The sequence below is a fragment of the Flavobacterium foetidum genome (assembly GCF_004634245.1).
Taxonomy (GTDB): Bacteria; Bacteroidota; Bacteroidia; order Flavobacteriales; family Flavobacteriaceae; genus Flavobacterium; species Flavobacterium foetidum.
The window spans coordinates 101,490-126,253 of the sequence record NZ_SJTF01000011.1; the positions used below are offsets into that span (position 1 = coordinate 101,490).

Genomic DNA, 24,764 nt, shown 5'->3' on the forward strand with positions numbered 1-24,764 from the left:
GATATTCACTATGAAAGTTAGAGCATCAGTAAAAAAGAGAAGTGCCGAGTGCATTATCGTGCGTAGAAAAGGAAGATTGTACGTGATAAACAAAAAGAATCCTAGATTTAAACAAAGACAAGGATAATTATGGCAAGAATAGCAGGGGTAGATATCCCAAAAAACAAGAGAGGTGTTATAGCACTTACCTACATCTTCGGATTAGGAAAAAGTAGAGCTATTGAGATTTTAGAAAAAGCTCAAGTTAGCCAAGATAAAAAAGTTCAAGATTGGAATGACGATGAAATCGGTGCAATTCGTGATGCTGTTTCATTTTACAAAATTGAAGGAGAATTACGTTCTGAAATTTCTTTAAACATTAAACGTTTAATGGATATTGGATGTTACAGAGGTATTCGTCACAGATCTGGTCTTCCGTTAAGAGGACAAAGAACTAAAAACAACTCTAGAACAAGAAAAGGTAAAAGAAAAACTGTTGCTAACAAGAAAAAAGCAACTAAATAATAAGTAATATGGCTAAAGCAACTGCAAAAAAACGTAAAGTTATCGTTGAATCAACGGGTGAGGCTCATATTTCTGCCACTTTCAACAATATTATCATTTCTTTGACTAATAAAAAAGGTGAAGTTATTTCTTGGTCTTCAGCTGGTAAAATGGGTTTCAGAGGTTCTAAAAAGAACACTCCTTACGCAGCTCAAATGGCAGCAGAAGATTGTGCTAAAGTAGCACTAGAGGCAGGACTTAAAAAAGTGAAAGTTTATGTAAAAGGACCAGGTAACGGACGTGAGTCTGCTATCCGTTCTATTCATAACGGAGGAATTGAAGTTACAGAAATCATTGATGTTACTCCAATGCCTCACAACGGATGTCGTCCTCCAAAAAGACGTAGAGTTTAATTTTTTTTATTATTTATAGTATAAACAAGGTAGAACATAGATTATCGAAGGATTAGACCTGAATTCATAATTTCTACCTTTAAATTTTTTTTAAAATGGCAAGATATACTGGTCCTAAAACCAAAATCGCTCGTAAGTTCGGCGAAGCAATCTTCGGAGATGATAGATCTTTCGAAAAAAGAAATTACCCACCTGGTCAACACGGGATGGCTAAAAAAAGAGGAAAAAAATCTGAGTACGCTGTTCAGTTAATGGAAAAGCAAAAAGCTAAATATTCTTATGGAATTTTAGAAAAACAATTCAGAAATTTATTCGAAAAAGCATCAGCGACTAAAGGAGTAACTGGTGAAGTTTTATTACAATTATGTGAAGCAAGATTAGATAATGTTGTTTTTAGAATGGGAATTGCTCCATCTAGAAGAGGTGCGCGTCAAATCGTTTCTCACAGACACATTACAGTAAACGGAGAAGTTGTTAATATTCCTTCTTACCACCTTAAGCCTGGTGATAAAGTTGCAGTTCGTGAAAAATCTAAATCTTTAGAAGCTATCGAACGTTCTTTATCAAATTCAAGTCATGTTTATGAATGGATTACTTGGAACAACGATCTTAAAGAAGGAACTTTTGTTTCTGTTCCTGCAAGACTTCAAATTCCAGAAAACATTAAAGAACAATTAATCGTAGAGTTGTACAACAAATAATAATTGACTTAGTCGAAATTTATGGCAATATTTAATTTTCAAAAGCCCGATAAAGTTATCATGATCGATTCAACCGATTTTGAAGGTAAATTTGAATTCAGACCTTTAGAACCTGGTTACGGATTGACGGTTGGTAATGCACTTAGAAGAGTTTTGCTTTCAGCATTAGAAGGTTATGCAATTACATCTGTTCGTATCGAGGGTGTGGATCATGAGTTTTCTACTATTTCAGGTGTTGTTGAAGATGTTACAGAAATTATCCTTAATCTAAAACAAGTACGTTTCAAACGTCAAATTGAAGATATCGATAATGAAGCAGTTACTATTTCTGTTTCTGGTAAAGATCAATTGACAGCAGGTGATTTCCAGAAGTTTATTTCAGGTTTCCAAGTTCTGAACCCAGATCTTGTAATCTGTAACTTAGATTCTAAAATCAAATTGAATTTCGATTTAACTATCGAAAAAGGTAGAGGATATGTTCCTGCTGAGGAGAACAAAAAACAAAATGCGGCAATTGGTACTATTTTTACAGATTCTATCTTTACTCCAGTAAAGAATGTAAAATATGCTATTGAAAACTTCCGTGTAGAGCAAAAAACAGATTACGAAAAATTAGTTTTTGAAATCAAAACTGATGGTTCTATCAATCCTAAAGATGCTCTTACTGAAGCTGCAAAAGTTTTAATTCACCACTTCATGTTATTTTCTGACGAAAGAATTACACTCGAGGCTGACGAAATTGCACAAACAGAATCGTATGATGAAGAGTCATTGCATATGAGACAACTGCTTAAAACTAAGCTTGTTGATATGGATTTATCTGTGAGAGCATTAAATTGCTTGAAAGCGGCTGAAGTTGATACACTTGGTGATCTAGTATCGTTCAATAAAAATGACCTAATGAAATTCCGTAATTTCGGTAAAAAATCTTTAACTGAGCTTGATGAACTTGTTGCAGTGAAGAATCTTACTTTCGGAATGGATTTAGCTAAATACAAATTAGATAAAGAATAATTTACTTCATATTTTGCTCTCCATAGTGGATTGTAGCAAGATGAAGATAAAAAAAACACGTCATGAGACACGGAAAAAAAATCAATCACTTAAGCAGACAGACTGGACATAGAAAAGCTATGTTGGCTAATATGGCTTGTTCTCTTATCGAGCACAAACGTATTAACACTACTGTTGCTAAAGCTAAAGCGCTTAAACAATTTGTTGAGCCTTTAATCACAAAATCAAAAGAAGATACGACTCACAATCGTCGTATTGTTTTTGCTTACTTACGTAGCAAATATGCGGTAACTGATTTGTTCAGAGATGTAGCTGCTAAAGTTGGTGACCGTCCGGGAGGATACACTCGTATCATTAAAGTTGGAAATCGTTTGGGAGATAACGCTGATATGGCGATGATCGAACTTGTTGACTTCAATGAACTTTACAACGGAGGTAAAAAAGAAGTTAAAAAAGCAAAAAGCCGTCGTGGTGGTAAAAGTAAAAAAACTGAAACCGCTGCTCCAGAAGCTCCTGCTGCTGAATCAGAAACGACTACTGAAGCTTCAGAATAATTATGAAAGTAATAATTCTATAAAAATAAAGGATAGACTAATTTTTAGTTTATCCTTTTTTTTTGATTTTTTCAAAAACAAATTTTTAACTTATTTAAGTTTCAGGGTTTTATTTTTATGAATGAATTTTTTGAAAAACCTTGGAGGCACTCTTTTAAAGAAGTAAATTTGCAAAATAATTACAAATGAAACCAAAGTTTCATAAGACAATTAAAAAAACAATACAAATTAAAGAATGAAATACACAACACGACAAAGCGCCATTTTATTACTTAGTGACGGAACAATTTTTCACGGAAAATCTATCGGAATAAGCGGTAAAACTTTTGGTGAAGTTTGTTTTAATACGGGAATGACAGGGTATCAGGAGATTTTTACAGATCCTTCTTATTTTGGTCAGATTATGGTAACTACTAATCCACATATTGGTAATTATGGTGTGAATGACTTAGAAGTAGAATCAGAAAGTGTGAAAATTGCTGGTTTGGTTTGTAAAAACTTCAGCTTTAATTTTTCGCGTGAAGCTGCATCGGGAAGTTTAGAAGATTATTTTGCTAAGCATAACCTGATTTGTATTTCTGACGTTGATACCAGAGCACTTGTAAGCTATATTCGTGATAATGGTGCCATGAATGCTGTAATTTGTACAGACGGCACTTCAATTGAAGACCTTAAGAAAGAATTGGCAAACGTGCCTAATATGGAAGGTTTGGAATTGGCTTCTAAAGTATCGACTACTGAACCTTACTTTATTGGTGACGAAAATGCGACGTACAAAATTTCAGCTTTAGATCTTGGGATAAAAAAGAATATCTTAAGAAATCTTGCTAAAAGAGATTGTTATATAAAAGTATTTCCATACGATTCTACATACGAAGATTTGACAGCATTTAATCCAGACGGTTATTTCTTGTCTAATGGTCCTGGTGATCCAGACCCTCTTCATGGAGTAATCGATGTTGCAAAGCAAATCATCGCAGAGGATAAGCCTTTGTTCGGAATTTGTCTTGGACATCAAATTATCGCTCTAGCAAATGGTGTTCAGACGTATAAAATGTTTGGAGGACATAGAGGAATTAATCATCCCGTTAAAAATCTTCTTACAGGTAAAGGAGAAATTACTTCTCAGAACCACGGTTTTGCTGTAAAAAGAGAAGCATTAGAAGGTCATCCTGAATTAGAACTTACACATATCCACCTAAACGATGATACGGTTGCTGGTATGCGTATGAGAAACAAGAATTGTTTTTCAGTACAGTACCATCCGGAAGCTAGCCCTGGACCACACGATTCGTCTTATTTATTTGATCAATTTGTGGATAACATTAAAAGTAGCAAAGCCTAAAACGATGTAGTTAATAAATAAAGGTGTTTAATCACTACAATGCGTTTTTAGTATTAAATATTTTTATAATTTCGAAAAAAAATATATAATTTATTAATAAAAAACAAAAATAATGAGTATTATAATTAAAGTTCACGCAAGACAAATTCTTGATTCCAGAGGGAATCCTACTATTGAAGTTGATGTAGTAACTGAAAATGGTGTATTAGGTAGAGCTGCTGTTCCATCTGGAGCATCAACCGGAGAACACGAAGCTGTTGAATTACGTGACGGAGGTAAAGCTTACCTAGGAAAAGGTGTTTTGAATGCAGTGAACAATGTAAATACTGTTATTGCTGAAGAATTAGTTGGGACTTCTGTTTTTGAACAAAACACAATCGATCAGTTAATGATTGATTTAGATGGAACTCCAAACAAATCTAAATTAGGTGCGAATGCTATCTTAGGAGTTTCATTGGCTGCTGCAAAAGCTGCTGCTAATGAACTTGGATTGCCATTGTACAGATATGTTGGTGGTGTTTCTGCTAACACACTTCCTGTTCCGATGATGAACATCATCAACGGTGGTTCTCACTCTGATGCTCCTATCGCTTTCCAAGAATTCATGATTTTCCCTGTAAAAGCAACATCTTTTACACACGCTATGCAAATGGGAACTGAAATTTTCCACAGCTTGAAAAAAGTGTTACACGATAGAGGCTTAAGTACAGCTGTTGGTGACGAAGGAGGTTTTGCTCCAAACTTAGCTGGCGGTACTGAGGATGCTTTAGATACTATCAAACTTGCGGTTGAAAAAGCAGGATATACTTTTGGAGACGAAATTATGATTGCTCTTGACTGCGCTGCTTCTGAATTTTATGTAGATGGTAAATACGATTATACTAAATTTGAAGGAGAAACAGGAAAAGTTAGAACTTCTGCTGAGCAAGCTGAGTATTTAGCTGAACTTGCTGCTAAATATCCAATCATTTCTATCGAAGATGGTATGTATGAAGATGACTGGGATGGATGGAAAGCTTTGACTGAAAAAATTGGAAATAAAGTACAATTAGTTGGTGATGATTTGTTTGTTACTAATGTTGCTCGTTTGTCAACTGGTATCGAAAAAGGAATTGCAAACTCTATCTTAGTAAAAGTAAACCAAATAGGTACTTTAACAGAAACTATTGCAGCTGTAAACATGGCTAAGAATGCAGGATATACTTCTGTAATGTCTCACCGTTCTGGAGAAACTGAAGATAATACGATTGCAGACTTAGCAGTTGCTCTAAACTGTGGCCAGATTAAAACTGGATCTGCTTCTCGTTCCGATCGTATGGCAAAATACAATCAATTATTAAGAATCGAAGAAGAACTAGGAAATACAGCTTATTTCCCAGGATTAAACGCTTTCAAGATTAAATAATCATAAGAGTTATATTAAGATAAGCCATTCGTTTTTTAACGAATGGCTTTTTTTTGGAGTTTTAACAAATTCATAGCAGTATTCTTTTTTTAATTAGTGTTAAATTCCTTAGATTTGGTAAATTATTATTTAAAGAATTATTTCCGAAATATTATGTCAAAAATAGCTACATTAGAAGTAGATGGTAAGAAAATTGAACTTCCGGTAATTACAGGAAGTGAAAATGAGTCTGCTATCGATATCAACAAATTACGTGATTTAACAGGTTTTATAACTATTGATCCGGGTTATAAAAACTCTGGGTCATGTAAAAGTGAAATCACTTTCCTAGATGGTGAATTAGGGATTTTGCGTTACAGAGGATACTCAATCGAAGATTTGGCCGAAAAAGCCAGTTTCTTAGAAGTGTCTTATCTTTTGATTTTCGGAGAATTGCCAACTGCTGCCGAATTAGAAAACTTTGAAAACAATATTAAAAAGCATTCTTTGGTTAACGAAGAAATGAAAAATATTATTGATGGTTTTCCAAAAACAGCTCACCCGATGGGGGTTTTATCTGCTTTAACAAGTGCTTTAACTGCATTTAATCCTAAGGCAGTAAATGTTGATAACGAGAAAGAAATGTATGAGGCTATTTGTAAAACAATGGCTAAATTCTTAGTTATTGCTACATGGACTTACAGAAAATCTATGGGTTATCCTTTAAATTATTATGATAATACTAAAGGGTATGTTGAGAATTTTATGCAATTAATGTTCCAATTGCCTACAGGACCTTACAAAGCAAGTCCTGTTGTAATTGATGCTTTAGATAAATTATTTATTCTTCATGCAGATCACGAACAAAACTGCTCTACTTCTACGGTAAGAATGGTGGGTTCTTCTCATGCTGGCTTATTTGCTTCAATCTCTTCTGGTGTTTCTGCTCTTTGGGGGCCTTTACATGGTGGTGCAAACCAAGCAGTGCTTGAAATGTTAGAAGAAATTAATAAAGACGGTGGAGATACAGATAAATTCTTAGCAAAAGCTAAAGATAAAAATGATCCTTTCCGTTTAATGGGATTCGGACACAGAGTTTACAAGAATTTTGATCCAAGAGCTAAAATCATCAAAAAAGCGGCTCAAGAAGTATTAGAGACTTTAGGTGTTGAAGATCCGATTTTAGATATTGCAAGAAAATTAGAAACTGCTGCTCTTGAAGATGACTACTTCAAATCAAGAAATTTATATCCAAATGTAGATTTCTACTCTGGAATTATCTACAGAGCATTAGGTATTCCGACTGATATGTTTACAGTGATGTTTGCAATTGGAAGATTACCAGGCTGGATTGCGCAATGGAAAGAGATGCGCGAAAATAAAGAGCCAATTGGAAGACCAAGGCAGATTTATACAGGACACGCCTTACGAGAGTTCAAGTCTAATAAATAAAAAACGAAAGCTTCACTTAACTGTGAAGCTTTTTTTATATTTGCTCAAAATACAATAAAGTTATGTTGCAATTAAATGTAAAGAACGAAACTTCGCGGCTTCGCGCCGTAGTTTTGGGTTCTGCTGTTCATAATGGTCCAACTCCAACTGTAGAAGAGGCTTATGATCCTAAATCGTTGGAACATATTAAAGCAGGAACTTATCCTGTAGAAAAAGATATGGTTGCTGAAATGGATGCTTTTAATAAAGTATTTCAGAAATACGATGTAACTGTTTATCGCCCTGAAATGATTGAAAACTACAATCAGATTTTTGCAAGAGATATTGGTTTTGTGATTGATGATGTTTTTGTGAAATCGAATATTCTGCCTGATCGTGAACGTGAATTAGACGCAATTCACTATGTTATTGATCAAATCGATCCAATAAAGGTAGTTCGTCCGCCGGAAGAAGTTCATATTGAGGGTGGAGATGTGATGCTTTGGAACGATTATATCTTTATTGGAACTTATAAAGGAAGTGATTATAAAGATTACATTACTGCGAGAACCAATATGCATGGTGTAAACTATATCAAAGAATTATTTCCCAATAAAATTGTCAAAGAATTCGATTTGGTGAAATCAAAATTAGAAGCTCGTGATAATGCTTTACACTTAGATTGCTGTTTTCAGCCTGTTGGCAAAGACAAAGGTATTATCTATAAAAGAGGTTTTCGTGAAGAAGCTGATTATTTGTATTTGGTGAAACTTTTCGGAAAAGAGAATCTTTTTCATATTGAAAGAAACGAAATGTATCATATGTTTTCTAATGTATTTTCAATTGATGAGAATGTGGTAGTTTCTGAAAAGAATTTTACAAGATTAAACAATTGGCTTCGTGAAAAAGGTTTTATTGTTGAAGAAATTCCGTATGCTGAAATTTCAAAGCAAGAAGGTTTGCTAAGATGTTCAACTTTGCCATTAATTAGAGATTAGAAATTAGTTTCAATTTTCAGGTTGTCTAAAAGCCTGAAACTTTAAACCTAACCCGTGGCTTTAGCTCAATTGGCGAAGCAAAAAAAAAGACATAAAATCATGAAACAAACAACAAATGCAATCGTGATGATTCGGCCTGTCGCTTTTAGAATGAATGAACAGACAGCCGTAAATAATTATTATCAAAAAGTACTAGACGGGCTTCTCCCAAGTACGGTTAATGCCAAAGCGCAACAAGAATTTGATGCCTTTGTAGAGAAACTCAGAGCGGTAGGAGTAGATGTGACTGTTGTTGATGATAACTTAGAAACCGATACTCCTGATAGTATTTTTCCAAATAATTGGGTGTCATTTCATGAAAATGGCGACGTAGCTCTATATCCAATGTTTGCTGAAAACCGTCGTCAGGAGCGCCGTGAGGATATTTTGGATACTTTAGAAGAAAAAGGATTTGAAATTACCAATATAATGGATTACACATCTGCAGAAGAAGATGGTATTTTCTTAGAAGGAACGGGCAGTTTGCTGCTGGATAGAGCCAACGGAAAAGCTTATTGTGCCTTATCGCCAAGAGCAGATGAAGAACTATTTATTGAATTTTGCGAAGATTTTGATTATGCACCAGTAATTTTTGAAGCTTTTCAAACAGTTGATGGCGAGCGTAAATTAATTTATCATACCAATGTGATGATGTGTTTAGGCGAAACCTTTGCTGTAATTTGTGCAGATGCTATCGATGATAAAAAAGAACGTAAAATGGTTTTGGATAATCTGAAAGAGAATGGGAAAGAAATCATTCTAATTACAGAAGACCAGGTGAACAATTTCGCTGGAAATATGTTAGAAGTTCGTGGAACTAATGATAAACGATACATTGTTATGAGTGCATCGGCTAATCAAAGCCTGACTCCAAAACAAATTGCTCAGTTAGAGAATCACGCTGAAATATTAAGCTCAAGCCTTGATACGATTGAAGCTTGCGGAGGTGGAAGTGCTAGATGCATGATGGCTGAAGTTTTTTTGCCAAGAAGTTAAAAAGATAACATCATAAAGAGAAAGGGATAAAATCATTATTCGATTTTATCCCTTTCTTTTTATGAACAATATTGAGTTAGAAATTTCCTTTGATAATATTTATAAGAGCACTTACAATATATTGGATTCCGATAGAAATTACAATAAAGCCAACTATTCTCGAGATGGCAACAATTCCCGAAGCGCCTAATATTCGGGCTAAGTAATGTGCGCTTTTTAAAATCGCAAAAATAGCGACGGCGATAGCTAAGATTGCTAAAGTCGAAATTATGATTTCATTCATTTCATGATGTTCCTGATAAAAAGCAATCAGAAGAGAGATTGATCCTGGGCCGGCCAACATGGGTATAGCCAGTGGCGTAAGCGCGATGTCATTTCGCTGATGCGCCTCATTTTCAATCTTTTTGTTGATACCTCTTTTTTTGTTGAATTTTCCTGAAAGAAGAGAAAAGCCTGAATTCACGATTATGATTCCGCCAGCAATTCGAAGAGCATCAATACTTATTCCGAAAAAAGTCAGAACATATTGTCCAATAAAATAGGAGACCAATAAAATGATGCAAACATTAATAGCGGTCCAAAGTGAAATCCTCGAACGTTCTTTCTGTGAATCGTTCTGTGTCAATCCTACAAATATAGGCACAGTTCCGATAGGGTTGAGCACTGAAAAAAGTGCTGCAAATAGATAAATGAATAAGTCCATAGAGCGGGGGTTAGTAAGGTAAAAATAGTTATTTTTTTATGGTTTTAGATGAATAAATGTTAGTATATTATTTTTTAACGCTAAGTATTCTCTATCAATTAGATAATAAAACACTAATAATTTTAGTTAATTTTGTATTCTAAATAAAAAATCATGAAAAACAAAAAAACACTAGTTCTTGGGGCATCCACAAATCCAGAACGATATTCATACAGAGCTGTAAACATGTTGGTTGCTAAAGGGCATTCAGTAATAGCAATTGGTCAAAAAGCAGGAGAAGTTGCTGGAGTGAGCATTCATGCAAAAATAATTCCCGTAAAGAATATAGATACCATTACGTTGTATCTAAATCCGAACCGTCAGCGCGAATATTATAATTTTATTGTAGAAACAAAGCCGAAAAGAGTTGTTTTTAATCCAGGAACAGAAAATCCAGAATTGTATCAATTGCTAGAATCAAACGGAATTGAAGTCGAAATTGCTTGCACTTTGGTGCTTCTTGCGACTAGTCAATATTGAGTATGTTATCAGTAAATCGACAGATAAAATTCGAGATATATTTTATAATAGTACGCTAATTGAGAGTATAAAGCAATATTAAAATAGTACTTTTGCCGTCATGGAATTTTCATCAAAATTAATAGAAAAAGCGGTAAACGAAATGTCTCAGCTTCCAGGAATTGGAAAAAGAACAGCATTACGGCTTGTGCTTCATTTATTAAAACAGCCAAGAGAGCAAACTGCTTTTTTGTCTCAGGCGTTAACAACGATGCGCGAAGAAATTAAGTTTTGCGAAAATTGCCATAATATTTCAGATACAAAATTATGTGAGATTTGTTCTAACAATACTAGGAATCATCAGACAATTTGTGTTGTAGAAGATATTCGTGATGTAATGGCAATCGAAAATACAGGACAGTTTAAGGGTATTTATCATGTTTTGGGAGGTAAGATTTCGCCAATTGAAGGAGTAGGGCCAAGTCAGCTTACGATTTCAAGTCTGGTTGAAAAAGTAAAATCGGGAAAAGTAGTTGAGATTATTTTTGCCCTAAGCTCGACTATGGAAGGAGATACCACAAACTTTTATATTTATAAGCAAATTGCAGATTCAGATATTATAATTTCTACCATTGCCAGAGGTATTGCAGTAGGCGATGAACTTGAATATGCAGATGAGATAACGCTGGGTAGAAGTATCCTGCATCGTGTGCCTTTTGAAAAAACATTTAAAAATAATTAAACTTAAGCCCCAAATAAAACTTAGATTTCCTGATAACTAAAGGAAAAAGTTATATTTGCGTCAAAATTAAACTGATGACAAAAAACAGCTTTTATATTTTATTACTGTCAAGTGTACTATTTACTTCCTGTATTCCGCTAAAAGACTTGGTCTATTTGCAAGATAAAAACACTTCGAGCGAGCAAAATTCAATAAGCGCAGTAGAAGCAAAGCCGTATAGGGTGCAGGTAAATGACATTTTAAGCATTAATATCAAGGCAATCGACCCCAAACTTGTAGCTATTTTTAACACCAGCGAAAGTTCATCTACTTCCGCAGGTCGTTCTGAAACAGGTTTGTATTTTGATGGTTTTAGGGTAGACGACCATGGGAATATAAGAATGCCGATTCTAGGAGAGATTAATGTTATCGGATATACTTTAGAAGAAGTACGAGTGAAAATAGAAAAGAAACTTCTAGAAGAATATTTTAAAACCGAGGCGAATTTATTTGTTAACGTAAAATTGGCTGGTTTCAGATATACGATTAATGGTGAAGTTGGAGCTACTGGTACGAAAGTATTGTTTAAGGACAATGTAAATATTATGGAAGCAATTGCCAATGCTGGAGATATTACTACGGTTGGTAATAGAAAAGCGGTAATGGTGATTCGCCAGACCCCAACTGGTGTTCAGATGAACGAGATAGATCTTACCGACGTTAATGTCATGAACTCTCCATATTATAACTTACAGCCCAATGATTATATCTATGTAAAACCTTTAAGGCAGAAAACTTGGGGAACGGGACAGACAGGTATTCAGTCTATTGGAAGTATCATTACTTTGTTGTCTTTGGCTACAACTGTTTATTTGATTGTCAGAAATTAAAACCAAATTCTCAAAATGTTAGATATAAAAGATTTTTCCTTTTTTGAAAATCATTCCAATTTTGATTTTAAAGGGTTTTTGCTAAAAATTGCCAGCTATTGGAAATGGTTCTTGGTTAGTTTAATTATTGCTTTTACAATTGCTTACCAAGTAAATATTCGAAAAGAGAAAATTTACGCTATGCGTACTATGATTTCGATAAAGGAAGAAAGCAATCCGTTTTTTACATCTAATACTAGTTTAGTTTTTAATTGGGGCGGAATCTCTGATCAGGTTAACGGAATTTCGACAATCCTTCAGTCAAGATCACATAACGAGTTAGTTGTCAATAAGCTTCAGTTTTATATCGACTATTTGGAACAGGGTAAATATAATCTTATAGATTCTTATGGTGCCGTACCTTTTTATGTAAATATTGACAAAAATAAAGGACAGCTTGCAGGAACGCTAATAAAGATTAAGTTTTTGACTCAAAATGAATATGAAATTGAGATTCCTTTTGAAACAAATGCTGCTTCTGTGATTACTTATGCTACAAATGAATACAGTAAAACCGCAGTGCAGCCTGTAAAATATACTCATCGATTTAAAGTAGGAGAGCAAGTCGCCATTCCTTTTTTAAATTGGAATCTTCAAATTACGGATAATCCTGGCTTATATGTCGGGAAAGAGTATTTCGTGCGATTTAATGATTTTAATACAACGGTATCTCGCTATAAAGGGGTGAGTATTGAGGGCGACAAAGCAGGTTCGATACTAACGCTCTCAATGCAGGGGACTAATAAAGCCCGAATGGTAGAGTATTTAAATGCGACTGTTAGAATGCTAATCAAAATTCAGCTTGACGGAAAAAATCAGTTTGCAACAAATACTATTAAATTCATTGACAGTACATTGGTAGCAATGGAGTCGCAATTGAAAGAAACCGGAAACGAACTGAAATCATTTAGAAAAGACAAAAATATCTTTGAGATTGAAGCTGGAGGAGAACGAGTTTCTGAAAAAATAATGAATTTTGATTTAGAGAAAGATCAAATAGCACGAAAAATCGCATACTACAATTCATTAAAATCATATTTAAATAACAGTCAGGATTATTCTAGACTTCCGGCGCCTTCTGTAGCAGGAATAGAAGATCCTAATATTGTTAGCGGTGTTGGTAAACTTATAGCACTTTCTACACAAAGATCTGAAATGGCTTATGCGGTAAAAAGCGAAAAGATTTTTAAAGATTTTGACAACCAGATGCAAGCTGTAAAAAATGTGCTTTTAGAAAATATTGCTTCAGCAAAAGCATCGTTATTAGGTGATCTAGCTTCTGTAAATGCTAAAATGGGACTGGCAGAAAGTGCCGTTAGGAGACTGCCAGAAGAACAACAGGAATTGTTGAAAATCAAAAGAAAGTATGATTTAAATGACAATATTTATACAGAGTTTCTTCAAAAGCGAAATGAGGCAGAAATTGTAAAAGCTTCCAACTTATCAGATATTCATTTTATTGACCCCGCCAAAGATATTGGAGGAGGATTAATTGGTCCTAAAACTTCTGTAAATTATGTTCTTGCATTGTTTTTGGGTATCTTGATTCCGTTGCTTTTTGTATTTGCTATTTTCTTCATTAATAATTCGATTCAGAATACAGAAGACATCAACAAGCTCACGCAGATTCCTGTAATTGGTGTTGTTGGTATCAGTAAAAATACAGGAAGTCTGGCAGTATTCGAAAAACCAAAATCTGCACTTTCAGAAGCATTTCGGGGAATTCGATCTTCTTTGCAGTTTTTGTACAAAAAACAACAGGTTAGTGGCTCAAAGACATTGATGATCACTTCTTCAATAAGCGGTGAAGGAAAGACATTTTGTTCTATAAATATTGCTACTGTTTTCGCTTTAAGCGAAAAAAAGACTGTAATTGTTGGTTTGGATTTGAGAAAACCAAGATTGGCCGATGAGTTTAATTTGACAACTTCTCTTGGTGTGGTTAATTACCTCATTAAGCAAAACAGTCTAGAAGAAATTACCAATACCACACAGATTCCAAATCTTGATGTAATACTTTCTGGGCCTATACCTCCTAATCCATCTGAGTTGATAATTAGCGAAGCCATGAAGGAATTAATAGATGAACTTAAACAAAAATACGATTACGTAATTTTAGATACTCCGCCAGTTGGTCTAGTTGCAGATTCTTTAGAATTAGTGCAATTTGCCGATGTCACTTTATATATTGTAAGACAAAATTATACTAAAAAGGACATGATTACAGTTTTGAATACTAGAATCAAAAGAGGTGAGTTGACTAATGCAAGTATTGTTTTAAATGGTTATCAAAATAAAGCCAAGTACGGAGCCGTTTATGGATACGGATATGGCTATGGGACGTATGCAAACGGATATCATGAGGAAGAACCAGAAACAGGATTCTTTTCAACAATCTTTAATAAAATCAGAAAAAGATAATTAGATGGATACGATAAAAAGTACAATATTGATTACAGGCGGTGCAGGGTTTATTGGCTCGAACTTGTCTGAGTATTTTTTAGCCTCAGGATATAAAGTAATTTGTCTGGATAATTTTTCTACAGGACATCGACATAATTTGACAGATTTTATAGAAAATCCAAATTATACTTTGATAGAAGGTGATATCAGGAATATCGCTGATTGCATAAAAGCTGTAGAAGGTGTCGATTATGTCTTGCATCAGGCGGCTTTAGGATCTGTCCCTAGGTCTATAAAAGATCCGATAACAACTAATGATGTTAATGTTTCGGGATTCTTAAATATGCTTACGGCAGCGCGTGATGCAAAAGTGAAGCGTTTTGTTTATGCAGCTAGTTCCTCAACATATGGTGATTCAGAAGGTTTGCCAAAAGTGGAGGACGTGATAGGTAAACCGCTTTCTCCGTATGCCATTACCAAATATGTAAACGAATTGTATGCGGAAATTTTCAGTAAAACTTACGGTATAGAAACTATCGGTTTGAGATATTTTAATGTTTTTGGAAGAAAACAAGACCCGAATGGTGCCTATGCTGCAGTAATACCAAAATTTGTAATGCAGTTCATGAAACATGAAAGTCCGGTAATTAATGGAGATGGAAATTATTCTCGAGATTTTACCTACATTGACAATGTCATTCAGATGAATGAACTGGCTATAACCTGTCAAGATTCTAAAGCGGTAAATACAGTTTATAATACGGCATTTGGAGACCGCAATACATTAAATGATTTGGTGGCTTATCTCAAAGAATATTTGTCTGAGTTTGATTCTGCGATTGCAGCTGTTCCTGTAGTTTATGGTGAAAACAGAGCAGGAGATATTCCGCATTCGTTGGCTTCTATCGACAAGGCAAAAAGACAGCTTGGTTATAATCCAAAATATTCTTTGCAAGATGGATTAAAAGAAGCAGTAAGCTGGTACTGGAATAATTTAAAATGATAAAAGATCAAGATAATAATAGAGATTAGATGAAAATTACAAAAATTTGCTGTATTGGCGCAGGATATGTAGGCGGACCTACAATGGCGGTTATAGCACAAAAATGTCCACATATTCAAGTTACGGTCGTAGATTTAAATGAACAAAGAATTAAAGACTGGAATGATCCTAATACTAAAAATATTCCGATTTACGAACCGGGACTTTCGTCAATTGTTGCCGAAGCGAGAGGAAGGAATCTTTTTTTCTCAACAGAAGTTGACAAGGCAATTGACGAAGCCGAAATGATTTTTATTTCTGTGAACACTCCGACCAAAACCTATGGAAAAGGAAAGGGTATGGCGGCTGATTTGAAATATATTGAATTGTGCGCTAGACAAATTGCAAGAGTTGCAAAACAAAATAAAATTGTAGTAGAAAAATCGACCCTTCCAGTTCGAACTGCAGAGGCGATTAAAAGTATTCTAGATAATACAGGAAACGGTGTTCAGTTTCAGATTTTGTCAAATCCTGAGTTTTTGGCAGAAGGTACGGCTGTAACAGATTTGCTCAATCCAGACAGAATCTTAATTGGAGGGGATACAACTCCAGAAGGTGAAATAGCAATCAAGGCTTTGGTTGATGTGTATGCAAATTGGGTTGCAGAGGAGAAAATCTTAACCACTAATGTATGGTCGTCAGAATTATCAAAATTAACAGCTAATGCATTCTTGGCGCAACGTATTTCGTCCATTAATGCAATGTCGGAACTGTGTGAGAAGACAGGAGCAGATGTAAGTGAAGTTGCTAGAGCAATTGGTATGGACAGTCGAATTGGACCTAAATTCTTAAAAGCTTCAGTTGGATTTGGCGGATCTTGTTTTCAGAAAGATATTCTGAATTTAGTTTATATCGCAAAATCATACGGGCTCAATGAAGTTGCCGATTACTGGGAGCAGGTAATTGTTATGAACGACCATCAGAAAAGAAGATTTTCAAATAAAATTGTTCAGACCCTGTACAATACGGTAGCCGATAAAAAAATTGCTTTTTTAGGCTGGGCTTTCAAAAAAGACACTAATGATACACGTGAATCTGCAGCGATTTATGTTGCAGATGATTTGATTAATGAACAGGCAAAAATTGCAGTTTACGATCCTAAAGTTTCAGAACATAAAATAATGAATGATTTGAATTATTTAGAAACAAGATCTGTTACTGATAATAAAAATGCAGTTGTTGCGTTTGAAAATGCTTATGACGCTTGTAAAGATGCGCATGCAATAGCAATTTTGACAGAATGGGATGAATTTGTTTCTTACGATTGGCAGAAAATTTATGACAATATGCATAAGCCTGCATTTGTTTTTGATGGACGAAATATTTTAAATGCCAAAGAGTTAGAAGAAATCGGATTTGTATACCACGGCATAGGTTCGTAAAATGCTTCAATTGAGATAAATTGAGTGTGGAAAAAATGATGTTGACAAAAGTTTTATTTCAATAAAATAAGAAATTATGAATTGGTACGTTATCTATACCAAGCCAAAATGGGAAAAAAAAGTGGCGGAAAAACTCGAGCAATCAGGAATTGAATGCTACTGTCCATTAATAACCCAAATTAAGCAATGGTCTGATCGAAAAAAGAAAGTAGAAGTGCCTCTTTTTAATTCGTATGTTTTTGTTAGGTTAGAGGAAGCAGAAAGGAACTCGGTATTTCAGGTTTCGGGTGTTGTGCGATATCTCTTTTGGCTCGGCAAACCGGCAATTGTAAAAGATGAAGAAATTGAAATTATCAAATCGAGTCTTAAATCGCCAAATATTGCAGATGTGACAGTAACGGCGATTCAGGTTGGAGATAAAATAAAACTCGAATCAGGCGCTTTTAGTAATCAGGAAGCGATTGTACAGGAAGTTTCAAAAACGCATTATATTTTAATCTTAGAATCATTGGGTTGTATTCTGAAAATAAAATACAAGTAATGTTATTTGTTTAATGTTATAATAATTACAAGAGAGTTTAATCATTAGATGTTTGACCTCTCTTTTTTTGTAAATAAAATCTTTAATCGTTGACTAAGAGAGCTTTATTTATTTTAGAAAAAATTAATACGAATTTCTTTTGAGTTATACGGGAAACCGTATTGATAAAGTAATGTGAATATCCTATATTTGCGGGAAATCATTTGTTTAAAGTGTCTGAGCCCTACCCTGTGGCTTAGAAGGGCGAAGCCGTGAATATTAATGACTGAAAATAATAGAAAGAATTGGGATCAGAAGAAAATATAAAAATAGCAGTTATTGGTTTAGGTTATGTAGGCCTGCCTTTAGCTAGATTATTTGCTACAAAATATTCGGTTGTAGGATTTGATATTAACGAATCACGGGTAAAAAGCCTCAATTCTGGAATCGACAGCACATTAGAAGTTGATGTTGATACTTTAAAAAAGGTTTTAGTCGATAATCCTATTAACGGTACAGGATTGTATTGCACCAGTTCTTTAAATGATATTGCAAACTGTAATTTTTTTATCGTTACAGTTCCTACTCCAGTTGATAAAAACAATCGTCCAGATTTAACGCCTTTGTATAAATCTAGCGAATCTGTTGGAAAGGTTCTCAAAAAGGGCGATATAGTTATTTACGAATCTACCGTTTATCCAGGAGTTACAGAAGAGCAATGTGTACCTGTTTTAGAAAAAGTCTCAGGTCTTATATTCAATGAAGATTTTTTTGCAGGTTACTCGCCAGAAAGGATAAATCCCGGAGATAAGGAACATACTGTAGAAAAGATTTTAAAAGTAACTTCAGGATCCACAGAAGAAATTGGACTAAAAGTAGATGCTTTATATAAATCAGTAATAACGGCGGGAACACATTTGGCTCCAAGTATAAAAGTAGCTGAAGCGGCTAAAGTTATTGAGAATTCTCAACGAGATATCAATATTGCTTTTGTAAATGAGTTAGCGAAGATTTTTAACTTAATGAACATCGATACACAGGAAGTATTAAATGCCGCAGCCACAAAATGGAATTTTCTGCCATTTAAACCAGGATTAGTAGGAGGTCATTGCATTGGTGTTGATCCCTATTATTTAGCGCAAAGAGCACAAGAGTTCGGTTATCATCCTGAAATAATATTAGCAGGACGTCGTTTGAATGACAGCATGGGTGAATATGTGGCTTCGCAAATTGTGAAGTTGATGATCAAAAAAGGGATTTCTGTAAATGGCGCCGAATTATTGATGTTAGGAATTACCTTTAAAGAAAATTGTCCTGATGTTAGAAATACTAAAATAGTTGATGTGGTAAAAGCATTAAAAGAATATGGGATTTTAGTAACTATATTTGATCCTCTTGCAAATGGGGATGATGTAAAAAAAGAATATAATTTAGTAACATCAAGCTCTGTTCCCAACAATAAATTTGATGCGATAGTTCTAGGCGTTTCTCATAAGGAGTTTCTAGAATTAGATTTTGCTGAACTGCAAAAATCAAATAGTTTAATATATGATGTTAAGGGAGTTTTAGGGACTATGGCAGATAATAGGCTATAGTATTCTAACTCTTTTTTTTAAATTAATAAAATGGAAGATAATTCAATAATACACGTAATCTTGACAGGAGGAGTTGGCAGCAGATTGTGGCCTCTATCAAGAAAGAGCCAACCAAAACAATATTTAGAGATATTTGATGGAAAATCTCTTTTCGAGATGACTGTTGATCGTAACAGTCATTTGGCTAGTAAAGTAATGGTAGTAGGAAATGTCGATAACCATCATTTAAGCGAAAAAGTGATGTGCAAAACCAATACAGAATACTTAAATGTTGTAGAAGCTACGCCAAGAAATACAGCTGCGGCAATTGCATTTGCGGCCTTAGCGGCCAAACCAGACGACATTTTGATTATTACACCTTCGGATCATATAATTGATTTAATGGATAATTACAACAATGCAATCAATGAAGCTATCACAAAAGCAAAAGAAGGTTTTATTGTAACTTTTGGAGTTATACCTACAAAACCCGAAACTGGTTATGGATATATTGAAGCTAAGGGTGATAAAGTAATTTCATTTCGCGAAAAACCAAATGAAACCACAGCAAAAGAATTTATAGCAAGAGGTAATTTTTTATGGAATAGCGGAATGTTTTGTTTTAAGGCCGGAGTTCTTCTAGCTGAATTAAAACAATTCCAGCCTGATGTTTATGAAAAATCAAAAGCAGTTTGGGAAGCAGCAAAAGACGGCTTTCTAGATTTGGCTTTATCTATGGAAATTCCATCAATAAGTATTGACTATGCTGTAATGGAAAGAAGTAAGAAAATCAAAGTGGTTCCAGCATCATTTTCTTGGTCAGATTTAGGTTCCTTCGAATCGGTTTATGATTATTTAGTAGCTAAAGGACATCCCGTTGATGCGAATGGCAATATGGTAATAGGATGTGATAAGCACACAACCTTTTTAGGAGTTAAAAATACCATCTTTGTTTATACAGATACAGCTAATTTAATTTTGCAAAAAGAGAATTCACAGGATGTAAAAGACATCTATAGTGAATTAGAAAAGATAAATTCAGAATTGTTAAATTAATGAAAAAAATTTTAATAACAGGAGGAGCAGGTTTTATAGGGTCTCACGTTGTTAGACGTTTTGTAAATAAATATCCCGAATATCAGATTTTTAATCTAGACGCTCTAACTTATGCTGGGAATTTAGAAAATATTAAAGATATAGAAAACAAGTCAAACTATACTTTTATAAAAGGGGACATTGTTGATGAAACTTTTATTAATGAACTTTTTTCTATTCATAATTTTGATGGTGTTTTACATCTAGCGGCTGAATCACATGTTGATCGTTCAATTAAAGATCCTTTGGCATTCGTAAAAACAAATGTCATCGGAACAATGAATTTGTTAAATGCTGCAAAAAATCAGTGGAAGAACAACTTTGAAGGAAAAAGATTTTACCATATCAGTACAGATGAAGTTTATGGTTCGCTAGGAGCTGAAGGTTTGTTTACAGAAACTACCCCATATGACCCAAATTCGCCTTATTCTGCTTCAAAAGCTAGTTCGGACCATTTTGTTAGAGCTTACGGAGAAACGTATGGATTGCCATATGTTTTAACCAATTGTTCTAATAATTATGGTTCCTTTCACTTTCCAGAAAAGTTAATTCCATTATTCATCAATAATATTATTAATAATAAGCCTCTTCCTGTGTATGGAGATGGAAATTATACTCGTGACTGGCTGTTTGTAGAAGATCATGCTATCGCTATAGATTTGGTTTTCCACGAAGGAAAAAATCACGAAACCTACAACATTGGAGGATTTAACGAATGGAAAAATATTGATTTGGTGAAACTCCTTTGCAAAATAATGGATCAAAAATTAGGGCGTAATGCTGGTGATTCTGAGAAGTTGATTACTTATGTAAAAGATAGACCGGGTCATGATTTACGTTATGCTATCGATGCATCTAAAATTAATGCAACATTAGGGTGGAAACCTTCTGTTACTTTTGAGGAAGGGCTCGAGAAAACAATTAATTGGTATCTGAATAATAAAGAATGGTTAGAAAATGTAACTTCTGGAACCTATAAAGAATACTACCAAAAACAATATTCATAAATATATGAAAAAAATAACCTACGTTCTTTTCTTGCTTTTTGCATTTATGACGTCTTTAAGTGTTAACGCACAGGATATAATGAAGTCTAAAGACTTGAGCACTGTAAATGTTGATTATTTATCAGATGATGATTTGGCCAAAATTAATGCACAGCTAAAAAGCAATAATGCAACAATTGATCAGGTTGAGCCAATGGTATTATCTAAAGGTATGAGTCAAGCAAATTTCAACAAATTAAAGGTTAAGTTGAACGAATACGCAAAGAAAAATGCAAATCCAGCCGAAAATGTTGAAAGAGTTGAAAAAAAATCTGATTCTGGTAGAAAACAGGATGCAATCAAAAATGTAAAAGTAAAAGACTCCGCAAACGCTATTATTTTTGGGTCCGAACTGTTTGATAATCCGACTCTTAATTTTGAACCGGATTTAAAAATGGCTACTCCAATGAATTATATTCTGGGACCGGGAGATGAACTTCAAGTTACAATATATGGAGTACAGGAATATAACGGAACTCTTCCAGTTAGTGTTGAAGGAAAAATAGCTATTGAATATGTAGGGCAGATTGCTGTATCTGGAATGACAATAGAAGCGGCAACACAAAAAATAAAAGCTGCAATAGCAAGAGTATACAGCACAGTTAGATCTGGACAGTCACAAGTAAGTGTTAGTTTAGGTAAGATTAGAACAATAAAAATTACGGTAGTCGGAGGAAAGCAACCGGGAAATTATTCTATATCTTCTTTAGCAACAGTTTATAATGCTTTACACTTAGCGGGAGGACCAGGTAAAAATGGAAGTTATAGAAATATTGAATTGATTAGAAATAATAAAGTTTATAGGAATATTGACATCTACAGATTTTTAGTGAAAGGAGATCAGTCAGATAATGTCAGCTTAAAAGAGAATGATGTTATTAGAATTCCTGCTTACACACAGAGAGTTACTGTTGAAGGAGAAGTAAAACGTCCAGGGATTTTCGAAATGAAAAAAGGAGAAACATTTGCCGATTTATTAGGTTTTGCCTCCGGATTCAATGAGTTTGCCTATACAGCGTCTGTAAATGTAGTTCAGAAAACAGGAAAAGAATTTAAAGTTCATGATATAAACGAAAGTGAGTTTAAAACCTATCAACCACAATCAGGAGATGTTTTTAGAGTAACTAGAATATTAAATCGCTTCGAAAATCGTATTAAAATTGAGGGAGCAGTCTTCAGACCAGATTATTATTCATTTACAGAAGGAATGCGAATTTCTGATCTTATTACAAGAGCAGAAGGCTTAAAAGAAGACGCTTATAGCAAAAGAGCAAGAATTATTCGTTTAAAAACCGATTTAACTACAGAGATTGTAAATGTAAATTTAGAAGCAGCCTTATCGGGAGATTTAAGTGCTGATGTCGAATTAAAGAGAGAGGATATTGTTACCGTTTATTCTATTTTAGATTTTAGAGAAGAATATAAGGTCACAATTGATGGAGAAGTCAAAAATCCGGGAGAATATGAGTTTTATGAAAATTTAACTTTAAATGATTTAGTTGTACAAGTCGGAGGTTTGACAGGTTCAGCATCGAAAAGAGTAGAGATTGCCAGAATGGTAAAATCTGATGAAATCGATGACGCAGACCCAAAAAGAGTCGAATTAATAGAGCTAGAAATCACTGCAGACAATAATGAGCAGGTTAAAAATTTTATCTTAAAACCATTCGATGTAATTAATGTCAGAAGAATTGCAGTTTATGAAAAGCCTCAAATGGTAACTATTAGTGGAGCTGTAAGTTATCCTGGAAAATATGTTTTGGCGAATAAAAAAGAGACAGTTTATAATGTTGTAATGAGAGCTGGGGGTTTAACTTCTATCGCGAATCTTGATGGAATGAAAATCAAGAGACCTATAAAGGAAGATCAAATTGAGACATTAGAGAGGATTGATTTAAATTTAGACAAGAACGATACCCTAAAAGGCAAACTGGCCAAAAAATTAAAGGAAGATTTAAAGTTCGCAACTATTCCTGTAAACTGGGAAAAAATTGTAAAAAACAAAAATCATTTTTCAAATGTGACTTTATTTCCTGGAGATGAAATTGAAGTTGCAGTATATAATGAGGGAGTAAAAGTTACAGGAAATGTATTACTTACATCTGAGATTCCTTACAGAAGTGGTAAAGGATTTAAATATTATCTAAACGCTGTTGGTGGTGTTGATAGTAAGGGATGGAAGAGAAAAGCGTATATAATTTACCCCAATGGGAAAGCCGACGTGACGACTTCATTCTTATTCTTAAAATCTTATCCAAAAGTTGAACCGGACTCTCAAATAGTTGTTCCAGAGAAACCAGAAAGAAGAAAGGTGAGTGCGGGAGAGTGGGCAGGTTTAGGTACTGCATTTGCTAGTTTAGCATTGTTAATTGTTTCGATTTTTAATAAATAGTTTAATGGATCAAATACCAAATGAAAGCGCTGAAATTTCGTTGAAAGAATTAATACAAAAATTAAATGAATGGTACTCATATTTGCTCTCTCAGTGGAAAATTATAATATTAAGTGGTATAATAGGAGCTGGTATAGGCTTAACGTATTCGTTTCTTAAAAAGCCAATATACAAGGCTACTTTATCTTTTGCTTTGGAAGACGACAATGGCTCTTCTGCTGGATTAGGTTCATTAGCAAGTTCTTTTGGTATTGATATTGGTGGCGGGGGCGGAAGTGTCTTTATGGGGTCTAATCTTATTGAGTTATTTAAGTCAAGGAGTATGGTTGAGCAGACTTTACTTTCACCAGTTAAGATAGATGGGAAAGATATTTCATTAGCTGAAATGTATATTCGAAATAACAAATTACGTCAAAGCTGGAATAAAGATCCTAAATTTAAAAATATACAGTTTTTACCTGGAACAGACCGAAGTTATTTTACGCGTGTTCATGACAGTATTCTGGGAGTCATCTATCAAAATTTATCTCAGGGATCTTTGGCGGTTGGTCAAAAAGATAAAAAAATAGCAGTTATTTCGATAGATGTAGCTTCAAATAATGAATTGTTTTCGCTATATTTTTGTGAAGCACTAGCTAAACAAGTGGGCAAATTTTACGTTGATACAAAAAGTAAAAAAGCTCGAATAAATATGGAGATATTGAAACGTCAAAGCGATTCTATACGTGGAGAACTTAATAGTGCTATTACAGGAGTTGCAGTTGCCAATGATAACACTTTTATGTTAAATCCCGCTTTGAATGTCCGTCGTGCACCATCCTCTCGTAGGCAAGTAGATGTTCAAGCTAATACAGCAATTTTAACAGAATTGGTAAAACAGACTGAACTTGCAAAAGTTACCTTACGTAAAGAAACACCTCTAATTCAGGTTATTGATCACCCTATCTTGCCATTGCCAAAAGAACGTTTGGGTAAAGCAAAGGGATTGATGATAGGTGGAATCTTAGCTGGTTTCTTAACTGTTTTGTATTTGATTGTTAGACGATTTATAAAAGATTTGATATAGTATCATCATTAATTTATTGCTTTTTATTTGAGTTC

The 24,764-nt window shown here is 34.2% G+C and carries 24 protein-coding genes; 23 read left to right on the forward strand and 1 reads right to left on the reverse strand.

Features of this window, described 5'->3' with window-relative positions; translation table 11 throughout:
- Positions 1 to 10: 10 nt before the first annotated feature.
- The 11 genes from ykgO to ctlX all read left to right on the forward strand — a co-directional run bounded on the left by ykgO (position 11) and on the right by ctlX (position 9,358).
- On the forward strand, positions 11 to 127 hold the full coding sequence (gene ykgO / locus E0W73_RS14730) for a type B 50S ribosomal protein L36 (RefSeq protein WP_002987490.1): 117 nt from the start codon (positions 11 to 13) through the stop codon (positions 125 to 127).
- Positions 128 to 129: 2 nt separating this feature from the next.
- The gene (gene rpsM / locus E0W73_RS14735; protein ID WP_026727867.1) at positions 130 to 504 is read left to right on the forward strand and encodes a 30S ribosomal protein S13; all 375 of its coding nucleotides are present in this window, start codon (positions 130 to 132) and stop codon (positions 502 to 504) included.
- An 8-nt stretch (positions 505 to 512) separates the two neighbouring features.
- Positions 513 to 896 (forward strand): 30S ribosomal protein S11, encoded by a 384-nt coding sequence (rpsK, locus tag E0W73_RS14740; protein ID WP_026727866.1) that lies wholly within the window; start codon positions 513 to 515, stop codon positions 894 to 896.
- 95 nt (positions 897 to 991) lie between these two features.
- Positions 992 to 1,597, forward strand: a complete 606-nt coding sequence (rpsD, locus tag E0W73_RS14745) for a 30S ribosomal protein S4 (protein ID WP_111364450.1) — start codon at positions 992 to 994, stop codon at positions 1,595 to 1,597.
- 21 nt (positions 1,598 to 1,618) lie between these two features.
- A complete protein-coding gene (locus E0W73_RS14750) occupies positions 1,619 to 2,611 on the forward strand; it encodes a DNA-directed RNA polymerase subunit alpha (protein ID WP_026109818.1) in 993 nt (330 codons plus the stop codon).
- A gap of 62 nt (positions 2,612 to 2,673) precedes the next feature.
- Positions 2,674 to 3,165 (forward strand): 50S ribosomal protein L17, encoded by a 492-nt coding sequence (gene rplQ, locus E0W73_RS14755; protein ID WP_135222821.1) that lies wholly within the window; start codon positions 2,674 to 2,676, stop codon positions 3,163 to 3,165.
- Positions 3,166 to 3,400: 235 nt separating this feature from the next.
- On the forward strand, positions 3,401 to 4,510 hold the full coding sequence (gene carA / locus E0W73_RS14760) for a glutamine-hydrolyzing carbamoyl-phosphate synthase small subunit (protein ID WP_135222822.1): 1,110 nt from the start codon (positions 3,401 to 3,403) through the stop codon (positions 4,508 to 4,510).
- 112 nt (positions 4,511 to 4,622) lie between these two features.
- Complete coding sequence (gene eno / locus E0W73_RS14765) at positions 4,623 to 5,915, forward strand: phosphopyruvate hydratase (protein ID WP_135222823.1); 1,293 nt, start codon at positions 4,623 to 4,625, stop codon at positions 5,913 to 5,915.
- A 153-nt stretch (positions 5,916 to 6,068) separates the two neighbouring features.
- Entirely contained in the window at positions 6,069 to 7,346 is a 1,278-nt protein-coding gene (locus E0W73_RS14770; protein WP_135222824.1) for a citrate synthase, read from the forward strand.
- Positions 7,347 to 7,408: 62 nt separating this feature from the next.
- Positions 7,409 to 8,323 (forward strand): dimethylarginine dimethylaminohydrolase family protein, encoded by a 915-nt coding sequence (locus E0W73_RS14775; protein ID WP_135222825.1) that lies wholly within the window; start codon positions 7,409 to 7,411, stop codon positions 8,321 to 8,323.
- 99 nt (positions 8,324 to 8,422) lie between these two features.
- On the forward strand, positions 8,423 to 9,358 hold the full coding sequence (ctlX, locus tag E0W73_RS14780; RefSeq protein ID WP_135222826.1) for a citrulline utilization hydrolase CtlX: 936 nt from the start codon (positions 8,423 to 8,425) through the stop codon (positions 9,356 to 9,358).
- Positions 9,359 to 9,434: 76 nt separating this feature from the next.
- On the opposite strand, the gene E0W73_RS14785 is transcribed toward ctlX, so the two are convergent.
- On the reverse strand, positions 9,435 to 10,061 hold the full coding sequence (locus E0W73_RS14785) for a MarC family NAAT transporter (RefSeq protein ID WP_135222827.1): 627 nt from the start codon (positions 10,059 to 10,061) through the stop codon (positions 9,435 to 9,437).
- A gap of 153 nt (positions 10,062 to 10,214) precedes the next feature.
- Between E0W73_RS14785 and E0W73_RS14790 the strand changes: the two genes are divergently transcribed.
- The 12 genes from E0W73_RS14790 to E0W73_RS14845 all read left to right on the forward strand — a co-directional run bounded on the left by E0W73_RS14790 (position 10,215) and on the right by E0W73_RS14845 (position 24,729).
- Positions 10,215 to 10,580: a CoA-binding protein gene (locus tag E0W73_RS14790; RefSeq protein ID WP_135222828.1), complete on the forward strand. Its 366-nt coding sequence runs from the start codon at positions 10,215 to 10,217 to the stop codon at positions 10,578 to 10,580.
- Positions 10,581 to 10,680: 100 nt separating this feature from the next.
- A complete protein-coding gene (recR, locus tag E0W73_RS14795) occupies positions 10,681 to 11,301 on the forward strand; it encodes a recombination mediator RecR (RefSeq protein WP_135222829.1) in 621 nt (206 codons plus the stop codon).
- Between the two features lie 74 nt (positions 11,302 to 11,375).
- Positions 11,376 to 12,170: a polysaccharide biosynthesis/export family protein gene (locus tag E0W73_RS14800; RefSeq protein ID WP_135222830.1), complete on the forward strand. Its 795-nt coding sequence runs from the start codon at positions 11,376 to 11,378 to the stop codon at positions 12,168 to 12,170.
- Between the two features lie 15 nt (positions 12,171 to 12,185).
- Positions 12,186 to 14,630: a polysaccharide biosynthesis tyrosine autokinase gene (locus E0W73_RS14805; protein WP_135222831.1), complete on the forward strand. Its 2,445-nt coding sequence runs from the start codon at positions 12,186 to 12,188 to the stop codon at positions 14,628 to 14,630.
- A gap of 4 nt (positions 14,631 to 14,634) precedes the next feature.
- Positions 14,635 to 15,615, forward strand: a complete 981-nt coding sequence (locus tag E0W73_RS14810) for an SDR family oxidoreductase (protein ID WP_135222832.1) — start codon at positions 14,635 to 14,637, stop codon at positions 15,613 to 15,615.
- A gap of 29 nt (positions 15,616 to 15,644) precedes the next feature.
- Entirely contained in the window at positions 15,645 to 17,036 is a 1,392-nt protein-coding gene (locus E0W73_RS14815) for a UDP-glucose 6-dehydrogenase (RefSeq protein ID WP_135222833.1), read from the forward strand.
- A gap of 76 nt (positions 17,037 to 17,112) precedes the next feature.
- Entirely contained in the window at positions 17,113 to 17,577 is a 465-nt protein-coding gene (locus E0W73_RS14820; RefSeq protein WP_135222834.1) for a UpxY family transcription antiterminator, read from the forward strand.
- Positions 17,578 to 17,861: 284 nt separating this feature from the next.
- The gene (locus tag E0W73_RS14825) at positions 17,862 to 19,151 is read left to right on the forward strand and encodes a nucleotide sugar dehydrogenase (protein WP_162847711.1); all 1,290 of its coding nucleotides are present in this window, start codon (positions 17,862 to 17,864) and stop codon (positions 19,149 to 19,151) included.
- Between the two features lie 30 nt (positions 19,152 to 19,181).
- Positions 19,182 to 20,186 carry a mannose-1-phosphate guanylyltransferase gene (locus tag E0W73_RS14830; protein WP_135222835.1) on the forward strand — a complete coding sequence of 335 codons (1,005 nt, stop codon included), beginning with the start codon at positions 19,182 to 19,184 and terminating at the stop codon, positions 20,184 to 20,186.
- The gene (gene rfbB / locus E0W73_RS14835) at positions 20,186 to 21,232 is read left to right on the forward strand and encodes a dTDP-glucose 4,6-dehydratase (protein WP_135222836.1); all 1,047 of its coding nucleotides are present in this window, start codon (positions 20,186 to 20,188) and stop codon (positions 21,230 to 21,232) included. Before E0W73_RS14830 ends, rfbB begins: the two co-directional genes overlap by 1 nt.
- A gap of 4 nt (positions 21,233 to 21,236) precedes the next feature.
- Positions 21,237 to 23,663: an SLBB domain-containing protein gene (locus E0W73_RS14840; protein ID WP_135222837.1), complete on the forward strand. Its 2,427-nt coding sequence runs from the start codon at positions 21,237 to 21,239 to the stop codon at positions 23,661 to 23,663.
- Between the two features lie 4 nt (positions 23,664 to 23,667).
- Positions 23,668 to 24,729, forward strand: coding sequence for a Wzz/FepE/Etk N-terminal domain-containing protein (locus E0W73_RS14845; protein WP_135222838.1), 1,062 nt, complete (start codon positions 23,668 to 23,670; stop codon positions 24,727 to 24,729).
- Positions 24,730 to 24,764 lie beyond the last annotated feature (35 nt).

Bases quoted from the DNA above. Each gene is read 5' to 3' on its own strand.
- rpsK (WP_026727866.1), top strand. From the start codon at position 513: ATGGCTAAAGCAACTGCAAAAAAACGTAAAGTTATCGTTGAATCAACG.
- carA (WP_135222822.1), top strand. From the start codon at position 3,401: ATGAAATACACAACACGACAAAGCGCCATTTTATTACTTAGTGACGGA.
- E0W73_RS14815 (WP_135222833.1), top strand. From the start codon at position 15,645: ATGAAAATTACAAAAATTTGCTGTATTGGCGCAGGATATGTAGGCGGA.
- rpsD (WP_111364450.1), top strand. From the start codon at position 992: ATGGCAAGATATACTGGTCCTAAAACCAAAATCGCTCGTAAGTTCGGC.
- ctlX (WP_135222826.1), top strand. From the start codon at position 8,423: ATGAAACAAACAACAAATGCAATCGTGATGATTCGGCCTGTCGCTTTT.
- E0W73_RS14810 (WP_135222832.1), top strand. From the start codon at position 14,635: ATGGATACGATAAAAAGTACAATATTGATTACAGGCGGTGCAGGGTTT.
- E0W73_RS14840 (WP_135222837.1), top strand. From the start codon at position 21,237: ATGAAAAAAATAACCTACGTTCTTTTCTTGCTTTTTGCATTTATGACG.
- E0W73_RS14820 (WP_135222834.1), top strand. From the start codon at position 17,113: ATGAATTGGTACGTTATCTATACCAAGCCAAAATGGGAAAAAAAAGTG.
- E0W73_RS14830 (WP_135222835.1), top strand. From the start codon at position 19,182: ATGGAAGATAATTCAATAATACACGTAATCTTGACAGGAGGAGTTGGC.
- E0W73_RS14770 (WP_135222824.1), top strand. From the start codon at position 6,069: ATGTCAAAAATAGCTACATTAGAAGTAGATGGTAAGAAAATTGAACTT.
- E0W73_RS14805 (WP_135222831.1), top strand. From the start codon at position 12,186: ATGTTAGATATAAAAGATTTTTCCTTTTTTGAAAATCATTCCAATTTT.
- rfbB (WP_135222836.1), top strand. From the start codon at position 20,186: ATGAAAAAAATTTTAATAACAGGAGGAGCAGGTTTTATAGGGTCTCAC.
- recR (WP_135222829.1), top strand. From the start codon at position 10,681: ATGGAATTTTCATCAAAATTAATAGAAAAAGCGGTAAACGAAATGTCT.
- E0W73_RS14775 (WP_135222825.1), top strand. From the start codon at position 7,409: ATGTTGCAATTAAATGTAAAGAACGAAACTTCGCGGCTTCGCGCCGTA.
- E0W73_RS14800 (WP_135222830.1), top strand. From the start codon at position 11,376: ATGACAAAAAACAGCTTTTATATTTTATTACTGTCAAGTGTACTATTT.
- rplQ (WP_135222821.1), top strand. From the start codon at position 2,674: ATGAGACACGGAAAAAAAATCAATCACTTAAGCAGACAGACTGGACAT.
- E0W73_RS14785 (WP_135222827.1), bottom strand. From the start codon at position 10,061: ATGGACTTATTCATTTATCTATTTGCAGCACTTTTTTCAGTGCTCAAC.
- E0W73_RS14790 (WP_135222828.1), top strand. From the start codon at position 10,215: ATGAAAAACAAAAAAACACTAGTTCTTGGGGCATCCACAAATCCAGAA.
- E0W73_RS14845 (WP_135222838.1), top strand. From the start codon at position 23,668: ATGGATCAAATACCAAATGAAAGCGCTGAAATTTCGTTGAAAGAATTA.
- rpsM (WP_026727867.1), top strand. From the start codon at position 130: ATGGCAAGAATAGCAGGGGTAGATATCCCAAAAAACAAGAGAGGTGTT.
- eno (WP_135222823.1), top strand. From the start codon at position 4,623: ATGAGTATTATAATTAAAGTTCACGCAAGACAAATTCTTGATTCCAGA.
- ykgO (WP_002987490.1), top strand. From the start codon at position 11: ATGAAAGTTAGAGCATCAGTAAAAAAGAGAAGTGCCGAGTGCATTATC.
- E0W73_RS14750 (WP_026109818.1), top strand. From the start codon at position 1,619: ATGGCAATATTTAATTTTCAAAAGCCCGATAAAGTTATCATGATCGAT.